The organism is Methanomethylovorans sp. (assembly GCF_041447285.1).
GTDB lineage: Archaea > Halobacteriota > Methanosarcinia > Methanosarcinales > Methanosarcinaceae > Methanomethylovorans.
This window is the reverse complement of sequence record NZ_JBGMEB010000009.1, coordinates 122462-139530: the sequence shown is the minus strand read 5'-3', so window position 1 is coordinate 139530 and position 17069 is coordinate 122462. Positions and strand designations below refer to the sequence as shown.

The 17069-nt window shown below is 39.5% G+C and carries 15 protein-coding genes and 1 tRNA gene; 9 read left to right on the top strand and 7 right to left on the bottom strand.

Features of this window, described 5'->3' with window-relative positions; translation table 11 throughout:
* The first annotated feature begins 5 nt into the window (after positions 1-5).
* The 3 genes from ACC612_RS06750 (at position 6) to ACC612_RS06740 (ending at position 1684) form a co-directional block, all read left to right on the top strand.
* The gene (locus ACC612_RS06750; RefSeq protein WP_371853728.1) at positions 6-518 is read left to right on the top strand and encodes a shikimate kinase; all 513 of its coding nucleotides are present in this window, start codon (positions 6-8) and stop codon (positions 516-518) included.
* A gap of 198 nt (positions 519-716) precedes the next feature.
* Positions 717-1370 carry a cobalt transporter CbiM gene (gene cbiM / locus ACC612_RS06745; protein ID WP_371853727.1) on the top strand — a complete coding sequence of 218 codons (654 nt, stop codon included), beginning with the start codon at positions 717-719 and terminating at the stop codon, positions 1368-1370.
* Entirely contained in the window at positions 1367-1684 is a 318-nt protein-coding gene (locus ACC612_RS06740) for a PDGLE domain-containing protein (RefSeq protein WP_371853726.1), read from the top strand. Before cbiM ends, ACC612_RS06740 begins: the two co-directional genes overlap by 4 nt.
* Positions 1685-1786: 102 nt before the next feature.
* Here ACC612_RS06740 and cbiQ read toward each other — a convergent pair whose 3' ends face one another.
* Positions 1787-2596 carry a cobalt ECF transporter T component CbiQ gene (gene cbiQ / locus ACC612_RS06735; RefSeq protein WP_371853725.1) on the bottom strand — a complete coding sequence of 270 codons (810 nt, stop codon included), beginning with the start codon at positions 2594-2596 and terminating at the stop codon, positions 1787-1789.
* Between the two features lie 13 nt (positions 2597-2609).
* Positions 2610-3461, bottom strand: coding sequence for an energy-coupling factor ABC transporter ATP-binding protein (locus ACC612_RS06730; protein ID WP_371853724.1), 852 nt, complete (start codon positions 3459-3461; stop codon positions 2610-2612).
* A gap of 233 nt (positions 3462-3694) precedes the next feature.
* Between ACC612_RS06730 and ACC612_RS06725 the strand changes: the two genes are divergently transcribed.
* Positions 3695-4504, top strand: coding sequence for an ABC transporter ATP-binding protein (locus ACC612_RS06725; RefSeq protein ID WP_371853723.1), 810 nt, complete (start codon positions 3695-3697; stop codon positions 4502-4504).
* On the opposite strand, the gene ACC612_RS06720 is transcribed toward ACC612_RS06725, so the two are convergent.
* Together ACC612_RS06720 and ACC612_RS06715 are read right to left on the bottom strand one after the other, a co-directional pair.
* Positions 4486-5028, bottom strand: a complete 543-nt coding sequence (locus ACC612_RS06720; RefSeq protein ID WP_371853722.1) for a peptide-methionine (S)-S-oxide reductase — start codon at positions 5026-5028, stop codon at positions 4486-4488. The genes ACC612_RS06725 and ACC612_RS06720 overlap by 19 nt on opposite strands.
* A 353-nt stretch (positions 5029-5381) precedes the next feature.
* Complete coding sequence (locus ACC612_RS06715) at positions 5382-6053, bottom strand: RAD55 family ATPase (RefSeq protein WP_371853721.1); 672 nt, start codon at positions 6051-6053, stop codon at positions 5382-5384.
* Positions 6054-6734: 681 nt separating this feature from the next.
* Between ACC612_RS06715 and ACC612_RS06710 the strand changes: the two genes are divergently transcribed.
* Positions 6735-7049 (top strand): nucleotidyltransferase family protein, encoded by a 315-nt coding sequence (locus ACC612_RS06710; RefSeq protein WP_371853720.1) that lies wholly within the window; start codon positions 6735-6737, stop codon positions 7047-7049.
* Between the two features lie 26 nt (positions 7050-7075).
* On the top strand, positions 7076-7399 hold the full coding sequence (locus ACC612_RS06705; protein ID WP_371853719.1) for a DUF86 domain-containing protein: 324 nt from the start codon (positions 7076-7078) through the stop codon (positions 7397-7399).
* Between the two features lie 37 nt (positions 7400-7436).
* On the opposite strand, the gene ACC612_RS06700 is transcribed toward ACC612_RS06705, so the two are convergent.
* From ACC612_RS06700 to ACC612_RS06690, 3 genes are all read right to left on the bottom strand, one after another.
* A complete protein-coding gene (locus ACC612_RS06700) occupies positions 7437-13133 on the bottom strand; it encodes a DUF3320 domain-containing protein (protein ID WP_371853718.1) in 5697 nt (1898 codons plus the stop codon).
* Between the two features lie 461 nt (positions 13134-13594).
* Positions 13595-13669, bottom strand: a tRNA-Glu gene (locus ACC612_RS06695).
* Positions 13670-13751: 82 nt separating this feature from the next.
* Positions 13752-14990 (bottom strand): proteasome-activating nucleotidase, encoded by a 1239-nt coding sequence (locus tag ACC612_RS06690; RefSeq protein WP_371853717.1) that lies wholly within the window; start codon positions 14988-14990, stop codon positions 13752-13754.
* 575 nt (positions 14991-15565) lie between these two features.
* Here ACC612_RS06690 and ACC612_RS06685 point away from each other — a divergent pair.
* From ACC612_RS06685 to ACC612_RS06675, 3 genes are read left to right on the top strand one after another with little or no spacing between them, the layout of a single operon-like run.
* Positions 15566-16396: a hypothetical protein gene (locus ACC612_RS06685; protein WP_371853716.1), complete on the top strand. Its 831-nt coding sequence runs from the start codon at positions 15566-15568 to the stop codon at positions 16394-16396.
* A 21-nt stretch (positions 16397-16417) separates the two neighbouring features.
* Positions 16418-16669: a DUF131 domain-containing protein gene (locus tag ACC612_RS06680; protein WP_371853715.1), complete on the top strand. Its 252-nt coding sequence runs from the start codon at positions 16418-16420 to the stop codon at positions 16667-16669.
* On the top strand, positions 16663-16995 hold the full coding sequence (locus ACC612_RS06675; RefSeq protein WP_371853714.1) for a DUF131 domain-containing protein: 333 nt from the start codon (positions 16663-16665) through the stop codon (positions 16993-16995). The genes ACC612_RS06680 and ACC612_RS06675 overlap by 7 nt, the downstream gene beginning before the upstream one ends.
* Positions 16996-17069: the final 74 nt, after the last annotated feature.

Here is a 17069-nt window from a genome sequence, read left to right as displayed (position 1 = left end):
ATAACATGAACATCACATTGATAGGCATGCCGGGATCAGGGAAAACTTCCGTAGGCAGGGAAGTTGCCAGATTGCTTGAGTATAAATTTGTGGATATTGATCTTCTCATCAAGCAAAAGGCAGGGTGCACTCTTCAGGAGATCATAGACACTCAAGGTGATGAGGCTCTCGTACTTCTTGAAGGGAAGATTGTTCTTGGCCTTCCTATTAGTGATGGAATTGTCATCTCTCCAGGTGGCAGTATAGTATATTCACAAAAGGCAATGGATTTCCTTAAAGCAAAGTCCACTATTATATTCTTACACACCCCTCTTTCACGGGTCAAACATCAAATAGACAATCAGGAGTCTAGAGGCATCGTTGGCCTGAAAGGCAGAAGCCTTGAGCAACTTTTTGCTGAGAGATTCCCTCTCTATCAGAAATATGCTGACATGAGTATTAATATAGGGGACAAGGATACAGTTAATTCTGTAGCAACTAAAGTGGTTGAAGCCATTCGTTATGTCCCTGATAAGTGAGCATTGAATCTGTTTTTATTTTTTCTTTATCTCTAATCTGTTTTTGCTTTTTATCTTTTTAGCAGGTTTTGGTTCACCTATTTGTTTGCTATTATTTTTCATTAAGTTAACACCACCAGTTATATATAGCAAAATATTGTATCAAAAGTGTTACGAAAAAAGAAAATCTTCACACTTTAATATTATTGGAGGAATAAAATGCATATCCCTGATTCATTCGTACCTCTGGGGCAGGCTATCATCTACTGGATAATAGCACTGCCTTTCATTTTCATGGCCGTTAAATGGGCCGGAAAAGAAATGGATGACACGAAAGTTCCTATTCTCGCTGCCCTTGCGGCTGGTATTTTTGCAATTCAGGCTTTGAACATTCCAATAGGAATGGGCACCAGCGGCCACATGGTGGGGGCCACTCTTGTTGCTATTATCTTTGCAAGTCCATGGGCTGGTGTGCTTGTGCTTACTCTTGTGCTTCTAGTGCAGGGTTTTGTCTTTGGTGACGGCGGTATTTCAACTATGGGTGCCAATATTCTAAACATGGGTGTAATCTCTGGATTCGTGGGCTACTACGCATTTGCTGCCCTCATGAAACTCAAGCTCAACCTTCAGATCTCATCTTTTATAGGTGCATGGCTAGGTTTGTTTGTATCAGCTCTTGCATGTGCGGTCCAGATGTACCTTGCCGGAACTTTTCCGTTGGTTCCAGGACTAATTGCTATGGGTACTTATCACTTTATCATTGGAATAATCGGTGAAGGGCTCATCACAGCTATTGCAGTCAGTGCAATTGCAAGTTCAAGGCCTGATCTTCTGGAGAACAAGTCGCTAGCTAACAGGAGTACAAAAGCATGAGTAAGAACGTCACCGTTACAAGTTCATCTAATATGAAGTTTCTCTATGCAGGAATTGCTATAGCCCTCATACTTGCCATAATTGCTCCTTTCCTTGCATCTCCTGATCCCGATGGTCTGGAAAGTGCTGCCGGAGGCGTAGTAAGCGATGAAAAACTCTCAGAGATGGAAGAAGCAGGATCTGTTTTCTCCTCTCCAATGCCCGATTATGCCATAGAGGGCATGGGCAAATCAGGCGAAGTAACTGCAATAGTTGTGGGTACCCTGCTTGTGCTAGGAATAAGTTATGGTCTTGGAAAACTAATAAAGAAGTGAGTAATTCATTTCTTTTATCTTCTTTTTTGTTCTATTTACAAGACTTTGTGATGGTTAGTCTGGACACAAAATCGTATATGCATCTTTTTTCTCACTTTATTTTCAAGACAGAAAATAAGATCCAACCAAGACTAGAACTGTAGTTCCGGAAAACAGAATATCTGATGTTTTCAGGTCTTTTTTGTGAATCTTCATATTGCCATTTTGTCCATATCCTCTGCAAAGCATGCTGATATACGTTCTTTCTCCCTGTTCATAGGCCATCACAAAGATTGAACTGATGGTATATCCAATTTGTTCCAATACCCACTTACGATGGACTTTCTTGTTCCATATATTGTACAAACGGCATTTCTGAGCTGTACGAATACGTTTGAGCACACTCCAGAACAAAAACAAGTAGCGCACCATCATGGTAAGTAGCAATGCGATCTCCTTCGGAATGCCTAGCTGTCTCGCAGCTCCTACGATATCATGCATCTTTGTGGTAGAAGAAAGCAGTATTATTGCACTGATACATACAATGAACTTTACCAGCAGTGTTATTCCAAAGGTCAGGCCTTCGTATGTTATTGTTAGTCCAAATGGCAGATCAAGTGGGTATACTGTAAAGGAATCAAAGAATGGTTGTCTTACAAAAGGCTGTATCACAATTATTCCAAGTCCAAAGGGCAACACTGCCAGGAACCGGACTATAATATATGCAGGGTTCAGACTTGCCAATGCCATCAAAATAACAAGGTATAATTCTACAACTGCTAAACGTATCAGATTATCCTCATGGACACGAGGCAGGCTTACTGCAAAAATTATTATCAGGATAGTGGCAAGGAGCTTCACCCGACTGTCCAGTCTGTGTACCGGACTATCCTTGTAAGCTTCTTTTTCAATATCTGTAAGCGTAATTTCCATGCAGTTGCCTTCTCTATTCCCTGGGTGTATTTAAGAGCCTCAGGATCTCATCCCTGGCATCTGCAGGTGTGACTTTTGTTTCCACATCCAGGCCCTCGGCCTTGAGCAATTCAAATACCTCTGCTATCCGGGGGATTCTCAGGTGCACATGTTCCAACAGTCCATGTTGTTTGAATATTTCCGTTGCTGTACCATGTGCTTCTATTTTTCCATGATGCATAAGGAAAACCCTGTCCGCAAAAAGAGGCACCATGTCCACATCGTGGGTTGAGAGGATTATTGTAATTCCAAGACCACGATTCATCGTCTCAATAACGCTCATTATATTTTCAGCGCTCTTCGGATCAAGTCCGGCTGTAGGTTCATCTAATACTATGACCTCTGGCCTCATAGCTAGTATACCGGCAATAGCAACACGTTTTTTCTGGCCCCCACTGAGGTGGTGTGGAGATCTTTCTTCCAGTCCCAGCATATTCACAAATCCTAAAGCTTCGTTTACTCGTGCTGTAACCTCTTCTTCTGAGAGGCCCATATTAATGGGTCCGAAAGCTACATCTTGTTCTACTGTGGGTGCAAGGATCTGATCATCAGGGTTTTGAAAAACTATCCCTACCGTTTGGCGCACTTTTTCTATGTTTTTCTTAGATATCGTCTCCCCGTGGACTAATATCTCTCCGGAGTTTGGTTTAAGGATGCCGTTCAAGTGTTTAAATAACGTGGATTTTCCGGCACCATTAGCCCCTAAAAATGCTACTTTTTCTCCGGGATATATCTCCAGATTAATGTCTTTAAGTGCCTCTATTTTGCTGTTGCCGTAAGAATAGGAAAGTTTCTTAAGTTCAATTATGGGTGTAGTTGATCTCATGTTCCCTTGTTTGAATGTTTCCCACATGTGATTCCTTTCGTGTAATACTAAATTTAAGAAATAAGCGGTATAGTGTGAGAAATGCCTGTTATATTCTTACTATCTGTGTGGTTGATATGCAATACTAGGCTACATATTTATAAATGGTGGTAAGCAAAGAGGAATGATGTCACTTCAGAAATCCATTCACAGACATTGTTTTTATACAATTATCTCCTTAGATATGCAATATTATGCAGGGCAGCTTAGATCATCCAGATACCGGTCATTTGATAGATTTCAGGAATATCACAGTTACTCGTGGTGGAAAAAAGATACTTGATTCTGTTTCTCTGCAAATAGGTGTGGGTGAGAACGTTGCTATCATTGGTCCTAATGGTTCCGGAAAGTCTTCTCTCATCAAGACTATTACCAGAGAATATCGGCCATTGGTTAATTCTCCAGGTGTTGCATGTCGCATCATGGGTAAAGAAAGGTGGGATATATTTGATCTGCAAGATCTGTTGGGTATAGTTTCAGGCGATCTTCAGCATGAATATACTCGTGACATCTGTGGGTATGAAGCTGTTTTATCTGGATTTTTCAGTAGTATTGGGATTTACAAAAATCACCGTGTTACTTATGAGATGAAGTGTATAGTCCAGACAGTAATGGAATTTCTGGAAATATCTCATCTTCAGGATAAATCCATTTCTCAGATGTCAACCGGTGAGGCCAGAAGAATACTTATTGCAAGAGCCCTGGTTCATGATCCTCTGGCTCTTGTGCTTGATGAGCCTGCAAATAGTCTTGATCTGCACAGTTTTCATAAATTTAGAGAAGTAATGCGCAGAATTGCAGCAGCAGGGAAAAGCATTATTCTTGTAACTCACAACCTCCAGGACATAATTCCGGAAATAGAACGAGTCATTCTGTTCAAAGATGGAAAAATTTTCATGGATGGACCGAAAAAGGAGATATTGACCTCCTCCAACCTTTCTCTGCTATTCGGATTACAGGTGGAGGTTCAAAATACAGGTGGATATTACCGTGCCTGGTGTTGAAGACTCTTTTTAGGAAAACTTCTGTTGATACCATTTTTTTTCATGGTATTGTGATTACTTTCATGCGCTTCTTTTTCAATTTTAAAGAAATGTGTTGCAGGTAGTATTTGAGTATTTATCTGACTTTTGGCTTTTTCTGTTCGTTCAAATTTCCTTCTGGATATGATTGCTCTCTCTTTCTGTTTTTCTGAGTGGTAATATATAATTGATCTGAATTGTTTGATATTTTCTTCAGACTTGAGGAAATATGAGGGGTCATGTAATTCCCAGAATAATTCCACTAATCGCTCATAGGGAACAATTTTTGGATCAAATACAATCTGCACAGCCTGTATAAGGTCAGTTCCATTCTCTGTGTCCCTTTCAAGTCGTGGGTACTGTACTTCATCTCCTGTATATCCTACGTAGGAAGTGATTATTCCTCTGGATTTGTTGCGAAATACTGCCTCTGCTTTCCAAGAGGTTCCAACAGCAAAAGTTGCAATCTCGTACTCATTCTTGGGGATATTTTCCATTTTATCCATTTTTAGTCCCCCGTTTTTAGTTTATTTTGTTTTTAGTAGTTATTCTCTATGGGGTTTTATAAGCTGAACTAGTAATCAGTTATATTTATCTAAATATAATAATCTTTCTTTGATTAGAATTGTGTTATTCATAAATTGCTCTAAACAAATGGCATAATAATTATTTATACGAATAAGAAGCTTTCTAGGAATAATTCAAGAGTTTATTTATATATGTGAATGTACTTTCATCCATCATCCCAGATCATTGTCACGACTGGGGTATAAATCCATAGGGGAGGCATGATTCCATGTCTCCTCACTTCCCTAAAGCGGTTTTTATCTTCTCTTAATGTTTGGTCTATTCTGAGAATTTAACCTACTCTTTCTCTCGTATCAATGGCAATTCTCCTTCCTGTTACATTGAAAGGTACCATTCTATTAAATGGTGGGGTGCCAGGCATCTTGGGTATGTTAATGTAGCGATTTATTTTACTTCCTATGTATTCCGTCCTGAACTGGATTGTTCCGTCAGTCATAGCTCTTATGATTCTTTCTGAACGGTCAGTAAGTATTCCCATATCCGACAGTAGTAGAAAAGTTGTTCTATTTTTTCTGCTCATGGTAACAAAGCAATTCAGTATCTCTTTGATCGTGCTTGTATCTTCTTCCATGAAAAGGTGGGAGAATGTATCAATGATACATACATCGGCAGTAAAAAGATTGCTAAGAGGTGGGTTTTGGACCATGTTGGCATCTGCAGGTACATCTGTACTTTTCTTGCAAATGTTCAACAGAGAATTTAGTTCATTAAAACTTCCTAGTATTGTGAAGTCATTGTTCTCTTTGTCTTGCTCAGATGTTGAGATGTGATTTCTTACATCTTCCTGTGAACGTGTGGTGGAAATATATACTATTGTTTTCCTGTCATGAAACAGTTCCTGTACTGCCATCTGCACAAAAATACTCTTGACATTACCCATGTCTTCTTCTATTAACAGTACTACATTTCCGGGTATATCGCCTAATCCTAGATTTGCAAGCATTGATAATCTACAAGTATAGCATAATACTTAAACAGTGGTATCTCTTAAATGCCTATTTATAGGCGACTCCTATTGTTATTGAGAATCCTTCCTATTTCAGAAAGAAAATAAGCATTGCTCTAACTATGAACAACTGTATAATGAGAGAATTAATTCTCATGGTTTTCAAGATAAACCGCTTTATGCTTTTTCAGTTCACAGTTCTTCTGATTCCTTTGTCTTGAATTCAATTATTTCTACTTGTGTTTAAGTTTTGCTCTTTTTTATAACTATTCACTCTTTAAGGGTAAACTCTACAAACTTGGATAATAGTTTTTCTTTTAAGAGATGTTATATTTTTGGATTATAACAGTGGATAAGGAATGTTTTAAGTATTCATTCCAATTTATATAGAAAGTTCTCTCAAACAATAAAATGAACAAGTAACAAAAGAAAAGGTGTAAGAGAGGTTTTGAAACAGGTTCTATTACAAAGGTTCTAAAGTTGAGATTTGGGGTTGTAGGGACATGGAGGATGTGAAGGTAAAACTTTCAAGATATCAAAGAAAAACATTCCACTTACGCAAACACTGTTTGAGAATGGCTTTTTCGAGATATATCTTTTCATTAATGCTAATTCCATACCAATTGACCAAATCTTAAATACGAAGGTAGTTAGTTTAAATAATAGAGGGATCTCGTTATGAATGAAATACAAGGAAGATACGTAAAAATGGACAATATTAAGCTTCTGATTAAAGAGCACAGGAGTGAGATAAGACAGATGTTCAAAGCGGAAGTAATCGGCATCTTCGGTTCTTATGCCAGAGGTGAAGAGAAAGCTGGCAGTGACGTGGACGTACTTGTTAATTTCGATGATGGTGCAACTCTTTTTGATCTGGTGGGACTTGGAGACTACCTTGAAGAGATGCTTGGAATCCCTGTTGATGTGGTTTCCATGAGGGCCTTGCATCCAATGATGCGCGATGATGTTTTGAGAGAGCTGGTGGCTTTATGAGGTCGCCTTTGCTATACCTGTCTGAAATGATCGATGCTGTAGATGCAATAGAGGATTTCACCCATGGGATGGATAGAGAAGATTTCCTATGCGATGCGAAAACTGAGAGTGCTGTGGTTAGGCAGTTCGAGATATTGGGTGAGGCAGCCAAAGCAATACCTGAAAATATAAAGGCTCTTGTTCCGAATCTACCATGGAGCAAGATTGCTGGGATGAGGGACAGACTTATTCATGCATATTTTATTGTTGATTACAATCTTGTTTGGGACACTCTGGAAAACGAATTGCCTATACTTAAGGAAAAGCTTGAAAAGCTACGGTCTGAGCTAAAAGAAGTTGATGAAACCTAACATCCTCCCTCATTCAGTACTCGATGACAGATAACTATCAGTTCTCAGCAAGGTCCACCATACCATTTGACAAGATCTTCAATTCATCATTACTAATCAATTCATTGACTACGTCTTCGATCCTCTCTGAAGCGATCTTGCTGGTGGATCGTATTCCAAAGACCCTTGAAGTTTGAACCACAAGTTCATAAGGGAGGGTGGCATGCTGAGTTCTAATTACCAATTTTACAGCTTCAGCTATCTCCTCATCGCAAATCATTTCGATTTTTGCGGCAACTCCATTACATCTGCGACGGAGATTTACATCATTGATATCTTTCCATAGAAAATCGCCACGTTTAACAAGATTGTTTTTATTCTCCGAATAATTAACAGCATCCAGAATAGCATTTCTGATTTTTTCACCGGTTCTTTTCAAACCATGATTCTCACGAATCCTTTTTATTAATTCATCTATATGGATGGGAGATTCAATTTCAAGGATCTTTTGGATAGCTTTTTCAAGTTCATACGGATATAGCTCATGAATCTGCTTCCACGTAGGGATATCGATAGAAGTACATACCTTGTACTCTGGAACAAGACCCAAGAACTCATCCTCATCAGAAATAGGTAACTCTGTGACCTTTTCCCTCTCAACACCTGTATTCATTGTAAGTGCTGAACTTGTAAACTGGTCCTTCTTGGTTAGAATTGGTATAACGCTCTCCACTTTTGTCTTTTCAACAAATTCCCTAAGTCTTACCTGGCACTCTTTTTTATTCCGGTACCAGTCTGTAGACCAGATGCGATAGATGGTCCAGCCAAGGTCTTCAAGAATCTGCTGGCGTAGCCTGTCCCTATCTCTTGCTACCTGAGATGAATGGTATTTAACCCCATCACATTCTATTCCCAAAAGATATTTGCCTGGATATCTATGATCTATAATTGCAAGATCAATGCGATATCCAGCACAACCAACCTGTTTTTGAACATCATATCCGCAATCGCTAAGGAACTCATACACGGCTTCTTCAAATGGCGATCCGGCATCTTCTCCCGTAGCATACATGCTGTGGAGATTTCTGTTCTCGGCAAATTCCAGGAATACTTTCAATGACTTTACGCCAAAAGGCGATGTCTGAGTGGTCGGAAGGTCATGTGCTTTGAAATTAGAGAACACTACACACTTTTCACGTGCACGTGTGATCAAAACGTTTAACCGCCGCTCTCCACCTTCCTGGTTCAGTGGACCGAAATGCAGGCTAAGCTTGTGGTCACTATCAAAACCAAAACCAACACTGATGAAAATTACATCTCTCTCATCACCCTGTATTGTTTCCAGATTCTTGACAAAGAAATGATCCTGATGTTTACTATCAAAAAACTTAGCCATGGTGGGATGCTCGATGAGCAGCATGTCAACTTCTTCCTGTATGGCCTGCTGTTGTTTTATATTGAACGTACCAATACCAAGACTTTTGTCGGGATACTTGGAAAAATGTTCAAGAGCAGCTTTTGCGACTGCTTTTGCTTCTTTTCTATTTACAGAGGTCTTTCCGCGATCATATACAGTATCTGGCAGATGAACAAATTTCAGACCCAGATGTTCCATATCAGCTATCGGTGAAGGATAGATTACCAACCTGTTGTCATAGAACTCCTGATTCGAAACTGCTATTAAAGATTCATGCCTACTACGATAGTGCCAACGGAGATTCTTCGTAAGGAAACTACGTTTGCACAGGTGAAGAATACTTTCTATATCAGATAACGAAGTTGTAATTTCTTCATCGGTTTCCTCAGTTGGATCAACCATATTATCAAAAAAGCTTGTAGGAGGAAGCTGACGAGTATCACCTATTATTACACATTGGTTTGCTCGCAACAATGCCCCTAAAGAGTCTTCGGGCCTTACTTGGCTTGCTTCGTCAAAAACAACCACATCGAAATTGACATTGAGAGGGTCCAAGAATTGCGCTATTGACAGCGGGCTCATCATGAAACAGGGTTTTATTTTTTGTATCAAGCCACCTGTATATGTCATCAGTTTCCTTATAGGCATATGATTGCGCTTTCTATTGAATTCTCCTAAGAGGATACCAGCCTCGGATTTTGGCGATGCGCCTCTGGGAATTGGTGGCTGTCTCTTGTAAAGCAAATGAGCAAGCCTTTGCCTATTTTCCACAATCAGTCCGCTATCCAGTTCTATGAAATCTTTGATTTTCTTTTCGTGGAGTTCTCCCATAAAACTCGCCAAAGATGATCGTTCTTTGAACGCAGACCTAAGAATATCTTCTGCAAAGTTTCCTCTGAAACATGGAATAATATCATCTGGCTCCATCATGTCCAGATCAATGAGATCTACTATCGGGGATGCAAATGTGTTGAGACATCTATCTCGGGAAATAGTGAATTGACCCCATTTTTGAATCTTTGGTATTCCTTCTTTCCACAACTTAAGTTTAGAGTCCATTTCCTCAATAGGTACAGTATCAATGCTAGCTCCAAATATCTGCTCGTGATTGAAGTTCAGCCGAGCAAACAATTTATCCCGCTTTTCGATGAAGATACTTTTGTTCTTTGTTAGAGTATCAATAGATTTTTCTATATCTGTTTTAGAAACACCAGCACTGATCTTCTCGCATATCTGGTCATCATATGCCTTGTTAAGGAAATGTTTACGGAAAGACAGCATCCATTCGACAAAAGAGTTCAGAGATAACATATCGCTATCTTCCCCTCTCCAGTGAGGTCCAAAGAAAGATACTCCAATTTCATTTAGTTCTCTTATCCTTTCTCTGGATACATTGCAGTCTGATATCTCTTTCAAATTAGAAACTATATCTTCTGCTTTTTCAGGAGATTCAGTTCTGTAGAACTGAGCTATGGAATTTTTCCATTTTTGAATTTCTAAAATACCATTTTTCCATGAGTCTAATTGAATGCTGATATTTTCAAGTTGAGGATTCTCAGCCGTTGAGGAAAACAGTAATTGTGGAGATATTCCTATGAGAACTGCTAAATTATCACGCTGCTCAGTAAAGTGATCAGCGGCTCTTAAAAGGTCATCAATTGCCTTCTCCCCATTCTTCCTGGAAACGCCTGCACTTATCTTATGGAACACTTGATCATCAAAAGCATCCTTCAATAACTTCTGACGGAAAGACACTATCCATTCTGCAAATGGACCAAGTATTTGTGGATCGCTATTTTCATCCTTCCAGTATGGACCAAAAAGGCTCTTTCCCCTTTGACTGGAATCTCTTATTTCTTTTCTGTATTGAATGCATGTAGATAGCTCGTTCAGGTCTGAGATGATGTATTCTATTTTCTTAGGAGCTACATCCTTATAAAAAGAAGAGATTTCATTTTTCAAGTAACGATAACGGCTATTGAAAATGCGTAGTATGAAAAAACTGGCAGATAGTTCTTTATATTCCTTTATAATGGAGTCTATATCCTTTTCAAAAGCATGCTCTTTAAATTTGGAATGCAGACCCGAACTCAACCTTTTATAAAGTTCTACCTTTTCGATCAATGAGCGTGCTTGAGAATTTAGTTCGTTCCATTCTTTATTCTGCAGGACATCTTCGTCAATGGGATATGATGATGCTATAATTCTTGCAGCAGAAATAGATGGTTCAATCTCTTCTAATGTTAGAGGTTTATGTATTGAGCAGCTGTCACATAACCTCTTGATCATGTTTTCAAGGTCAATGAAAGATTTCTTACATCTAGCGATCAGTTCTTCAAGCTCTTTTTCATTAGGTGGAAGCGTCCCGTGAGGTGAATTTACTTTCCACGGATGTTCAATACATTTACTGTCTAAAAATTGAATTATAGGATATTTATCGGATAATTCCTTGTATTGCGATATAAGGGCATCAATGTCATTTTCCAGTACATCTTCCCTGAACTTACTATACAGTACTGAACGCTGTTTCTGGAAATCCCTTACTTTTGTGATCAGGGTAGGTGCAGCAGCGGGTTCCTTGTCCCAGTTTTGATTCAATAGCACTTCTTCGTTAACGGGTTTTGATAAAGCTACCACTCTTGAGACTAAAATTGATGATTCGATTTCACTTAAATTGAGAGGAATATTTGCTGAACTAAGATTACAAAGACCATTTATTGAACTGATCAGCTCATCCAATGAAACTTTACATGTGTCGAGTAAATCTTCGATCTCGCTTTCATCTGAAGGAAGCACAAGTCCTGGACTACATCCTTTCCACTGATTTCTGTTCACTGGTTTTACAAGCGGCAATACATCAGTAACATTAGAAAGGACAGATATTGCTTCTGTCCAATCCTTCTGGCTGCATTGTTCAGCATTCGAAAGTCTGATATTTGGTATTTCTCTTCCGGCATTTTCGAAATGGTGCAATGCAGTCTCTTTCATACAGAACAGATTAAATGGTGATTGGCAAATGGAGCCGAATGGTTCCCTCAAAGCTTTTGCATAATCATTCAATTCAGCTTTGAGATTTTCAAATTTGTAAAAACTACTATCCAAGGATACTGACTTTGGAGATGCTAGTGAAACTGTGCGCTTGAGCTCTTTAAGAACCTCTTTTTTGTTGGATTTTCTACTATGCAGTTCAAGACAAAAGTCCCCTAGTCCTACTTGTTCAAGGCGGCTTTTCACTACTTCTAGAGCTGCCATTTTCTCGCTGACAAACAGCACAGTTTTTTCTGCTGCAAGTAGCTCTGCAATGATATTTGCGATTGTCTGGGATTTACCAGTACCTGGTGGCCCTTCCACTACTATGTTCTTACCAGATTTGACATCCTCGATCACAGCAATTTGAGATGGATCGGCATCCATCACGTGATATATGTTCCTAGCATTTAGTTTTTTGTCAACATCGTCTTCTGAGAACTCGATACCATAGTCTTGAGTATCAGGATCAAATATACATTTTATCAATGGATGGATAGAAGGAGAGTTATCCTCAGGCCATGCCACCGGATCAAGGTCCTTATACATAACGAATTTGGTAAAACTGAAGAAACTTAGATTGATTTCGGATAGAACCTTCCAATTAGGTTTTTTTGAGATTATGTTAGTAATATTTTGATAATATTGGTCCAATCCATCCTTTAAATCGGGCATTTCAAATTCAGGAAATGCTATTTCATACTCTATCAGTTTTGTCTGAAGAGAGATGTTTGTTAATATGTCTTCTCCAGTCCATGATAATTGGAAAGGACCGCCTACTTCCGCACGAGATAACTCTACAGGAATAAGAACTAATGGAGATCGTCTTAGTTTCGAACCTTCGACACACTCATCCCATTCCAAAAAGCCAAGAGCCAAGTAAAGAACAGTATATCCTTGCTCTTCAAGAACAGATTGTGATTGCTGACTGATATAGTACATTCTTTTTTGAAGATCTTCGCTTTTTAGCGTCGTTTGAAGAAAACGATCCGTGTGTTTTGCTTCCATCATCTCACTGGATTGTGGCATTTTCCAGAGTACGGATGCTTCATCAGCATAAAGGTCTGCATTTTGAACTTTTAACTTTTTTTCATCTGCAGATTGTGTATATTTTATATTTTGAATGAATGATGGACGAAATTCCATTTTCTTTTCTTGAAGAACCAGTCGGTCATAGACTTCCCTTGGTATTTCATCAACTACTTTTATTGTTCTTGTTTTTGAAGAACGGAAATTCAGAAGTTGGTTGCGCATCGTCAGGTCCAGTAAATTGTGTCTTGCTACTTCCAACTCTTTGTCAACAATGGTCATGTGATTTCTCCACTTTATTTCCGCTACACTTGCTATCTTTTTCTCAAAGGAAAGCTTTTGTGGTTTTCAGAATATTTCTTCGCTTAAACTCTGCCCTTCCTAGAGTTGTATGTCCACAGGACTAAATATTATCAATTTTATAATAAACTACATTATAATACAACTACAAATACCTAACTCTTCTAAGCAAGAAAACGTAATAGGCTATGTCTGAATCCTGGGGAGTTCTACTTAATTAAAAAAGAATCCCTTATATGGAAACTTGAAGAAGCTCTCTTAGAACCAAATTCTGACCTGTAATGATGTTATTGTGGACTATAATCAAAGAAAACTTAAAATTGGTATGGATATGGATTGATAATTTAAGGGGCTCTAAAAAGGTCTAAATCAGACCTTTAACTTCAGTACTTCAAAATAGGTTTAAAAAGTCGTATTGATTAGGTGTATAAAAAAATTTATAGTGCTCCGATGGGGATTCGAACCCCAGTCGCAGGAGTGAGAGTCCTGCATGATTGGCCGTGCTACACTATCGGAGCATTGCGTTATTTGCTTTGACAGCATACCCAAAATACACTTAACGGATATTAACTTTTCGTTCAGGATAAATGATGTATGTTCTTATGCGAACATACCAGAGGGTGTAGCTGTCTCTTCTTCGGAAACTACTTTTTCATAAGCATCCATCATGTCTTGCATGGTCACCTGGTTTCCGCGGCGCCTTAGCACGAACATGCCTGCCTCCTTGGTAATAACCTGAAGGTCTGCACCACTAAGTCCAGTCGTGATCTTGGCAAGCTTCTTGAAGTCCACGTCATCTGCAAGTTTCATCTTGCGGGTGTGGATGTTCAATATTTCTTCGCGAGCATCCAGGTCAGGCAAAGGTATCTCAATTACTCTGTCAAATCTGCCGGGGCGCAAGAGAGCTGGGTCCAGCAAATCTATTCTGTTTGTGGCAGCGATAACCTTTACGTTCTTTGTGGCATCAAACCCATCCATTTCAGCCAGAAGTTGCAGCATAGTACGATTCACTTCGGCTGAACCTGTTGTGCCATCATGGGTACGCATACCGCCTACAGCATCAATTTCATCTATGAATAGTATTGCAGGAGACTTATCCCGGGCAAGCTGGAATACATCTTTGACCAATCTCGCACCTTCGCCGATGAACTTCTGTACAAGGTCAGAACCGGACATCCGAATGAAAGTTGCTTTTGCTCTGGAGGCAACTGCCTTTGCGATTAAGGTCTTCCCTGTACCAGGTGCGCCATAGAGAAGCACTCCATTTGGTGGCTCAATACCTATGTTAGAGAATAGCTCAGGCTCAGTGAGCGGCAGCTCTACAGACTCAATGACTTCTTTGATCACTTCGTCAAGGCCACCTATCATATCATAGTCTATTCCAGGTGAATTGATCAGTTCCATCACCTGTGCTCTGACATCAGTACCCTTGCGTATGATAGATATTATAGAGAAAGCTCCGTTCACACTGACTCTCATGCCAGGTTCCAGTTTTCCATGAAGGGAAGGTGGGGTCCTTGTCATGACTTCCTGGTTGTTGCCATGTTGCCTTATAAGGACCATATCTCCTTCTATCTCCATTATACTGGCAATGAACAGTGGAGGTGTTGTAAGGTGCTCAACCTGCTTCTTGAGCTTGCTGACTTCTTCCATATAGGAGTTGTTCATCATGCTGGCCTCAAGCAGCTTTGCCCGCATGTTCTCATTGTTGACTTTCAGCAGTTCTATCTCGTTGAGCAGTGACCTTACATCTTCTTTACTAAGATTCTCAAATCCTGTCCGGGCTTTGTCTCTGGTTGCGCCGGTATCAACGGGAGTATCTGCACTTGTGTTCGTCATAAGACGCCCCTATGGTTATCATTTGATATAAATCATACTGAGGTTTTATCTTACCTATTATTCATTAATTATTAGTTATCATTACGATTAGATATAGGTTTTCAACTTGATCCTGTTCTATATGTGTCTCATACTCATATCTGTCCTCTGTATTCGTAATGGTCAAATTTGAGGATTATTTAGTACTATTTATTAATTTAAAGGTATAAACACAGTTTTCAAGTCAAAATCTCTAACCCCTTTGTTTCCAGTGGAAAAATAAAAGAAACCTTTATCTATCAAGTTCACAATATGTATTTACTAGGTACAAATGGTAGGATGGATTATTGCTTATTTATTGAATTAAAGCTTTATTCTTCCTTTATTTGTATCGCCGACAATTAGGCACAAGATAATCAGCACAATATTTATATATAATCAATGCAATGTATATCATTGTAGCACAGAAGGCTAAAGTAGTGTTCTGTAAACACTAAACAGTCAAGCTAAAATAAACCATTGTCTGAGGGGATATATGGTTCGTGAATCCTTCAATCTGAGGGGATGAATGGATCCACATGCACAGAGGCAGAATAATGAAGGTCCGACTCGAAATAACAGATGAAGACGGGACGCGTGTAAATGTTGAATTTACAGGTGCTGAATGGCAAAAATGCCTGGTCTCCTTTATAGAGTCGTTCTCAGGGAAAAGAGTCCAGGCGTCCGGACCTTCTTCTGCTTCTGTAGCAAATTACAACAATTCTTTTCAACAACCTGTTTCACAACCTTTACCACAGGTTAACTCACAACCTTATCAACAATCGCCACCGTTTTTCCCTGGCTCATTTGTGCCACAAACACAGCCCGTTATGCAGCAACAGGTAGCACCATCGTTTGTTCAGGTACCGCAATCTTCTATGTATCAATATCCGCAGTATGCTCAGTATCAGCAAATGGCGCCTTCTTTGCAGCCAGGTATGTCTCAGGTTCCATTCCAATATTCTACTACGTTGCAATCTCCAACTCCACAACCTGTTGTGAACCAGTATATGCCGGAGAATAACACTTCACAACAACTTCCGCAATCCTCGGTCAGGCAGGAGCAACCTGCCCCTCCGGCCCGCAAGACCCCTTCTTTTCAGGAACGTATAGGGGATACTAAGCTCACAATAAACGAAAGACTGGAGCTTTTCCTTAAATATGAGTATCCACGCGTCTGGTTCTCATCTCAGTCTATACAGAAACATTATGAGAAGATATACGGCCCCATAAAACAGAGTACGGTGTCAACATATCTTTCCCGTATGTTCGGTAAGAATCTTCTTGAGCGCAGAGGCAATAGGACACAGCGGGAGTATAGGTATATCTCTGATGAACCTACAGAGCTTCAAGCGGGCGAGTCTGTTATGCAGCAGAGTATTATTTAATTATAGTTTCCACTATTTCTTATGACATCTTCCAGGGACATTATCAGAATCGGTTCCTATTTGATTTCTATTGGAATTCTACTTATGTTTGCAGGCTTTTTAATTTCCGCTATGGGCAGTGGCAGTGATAGTGGGGATTTTGGCGGATTAGTACTCATTGGTCCAATTCCAATTGCCTTTGGTTCATCTCCTGAAATTACTACGTCCATGATGTATATTGGTTTCTTTGTGTTCTTCATACACATGTTCTTCTGGAGGAAAATGCGATGGTAGCGCAATTGCTGATATTCACTGGGGTATTGTGTATAATTACTGGTTTTATTCTGTTTTTTATTGCTAGCTTCATGTCCTCCAGTGACAACAGTAGTGGAGTCGAATACGAGTATGCTCAACATCAGGTAAATAATACTAATAATAGTGAACAGATCCGCAAGGCTTCAGAAGGTGTGTTCAAAAGGTCAGAAATTCGTGGCGGGGGTATTATCATGATCGGTCCGATTCCTATTATTCTGGGTACTGACAGTAAAAGCGCTCAGATTGTCATAATGCTTGCTATAGTTCTCATGCTTATGGCTTTTTTCCTATTCAGGCAAGCTTAATATCCTGTTGTATTTACGTCTATGCGACTATTACACTCGCTATTCACAGATTATCTACGGATTACTGAAACTGT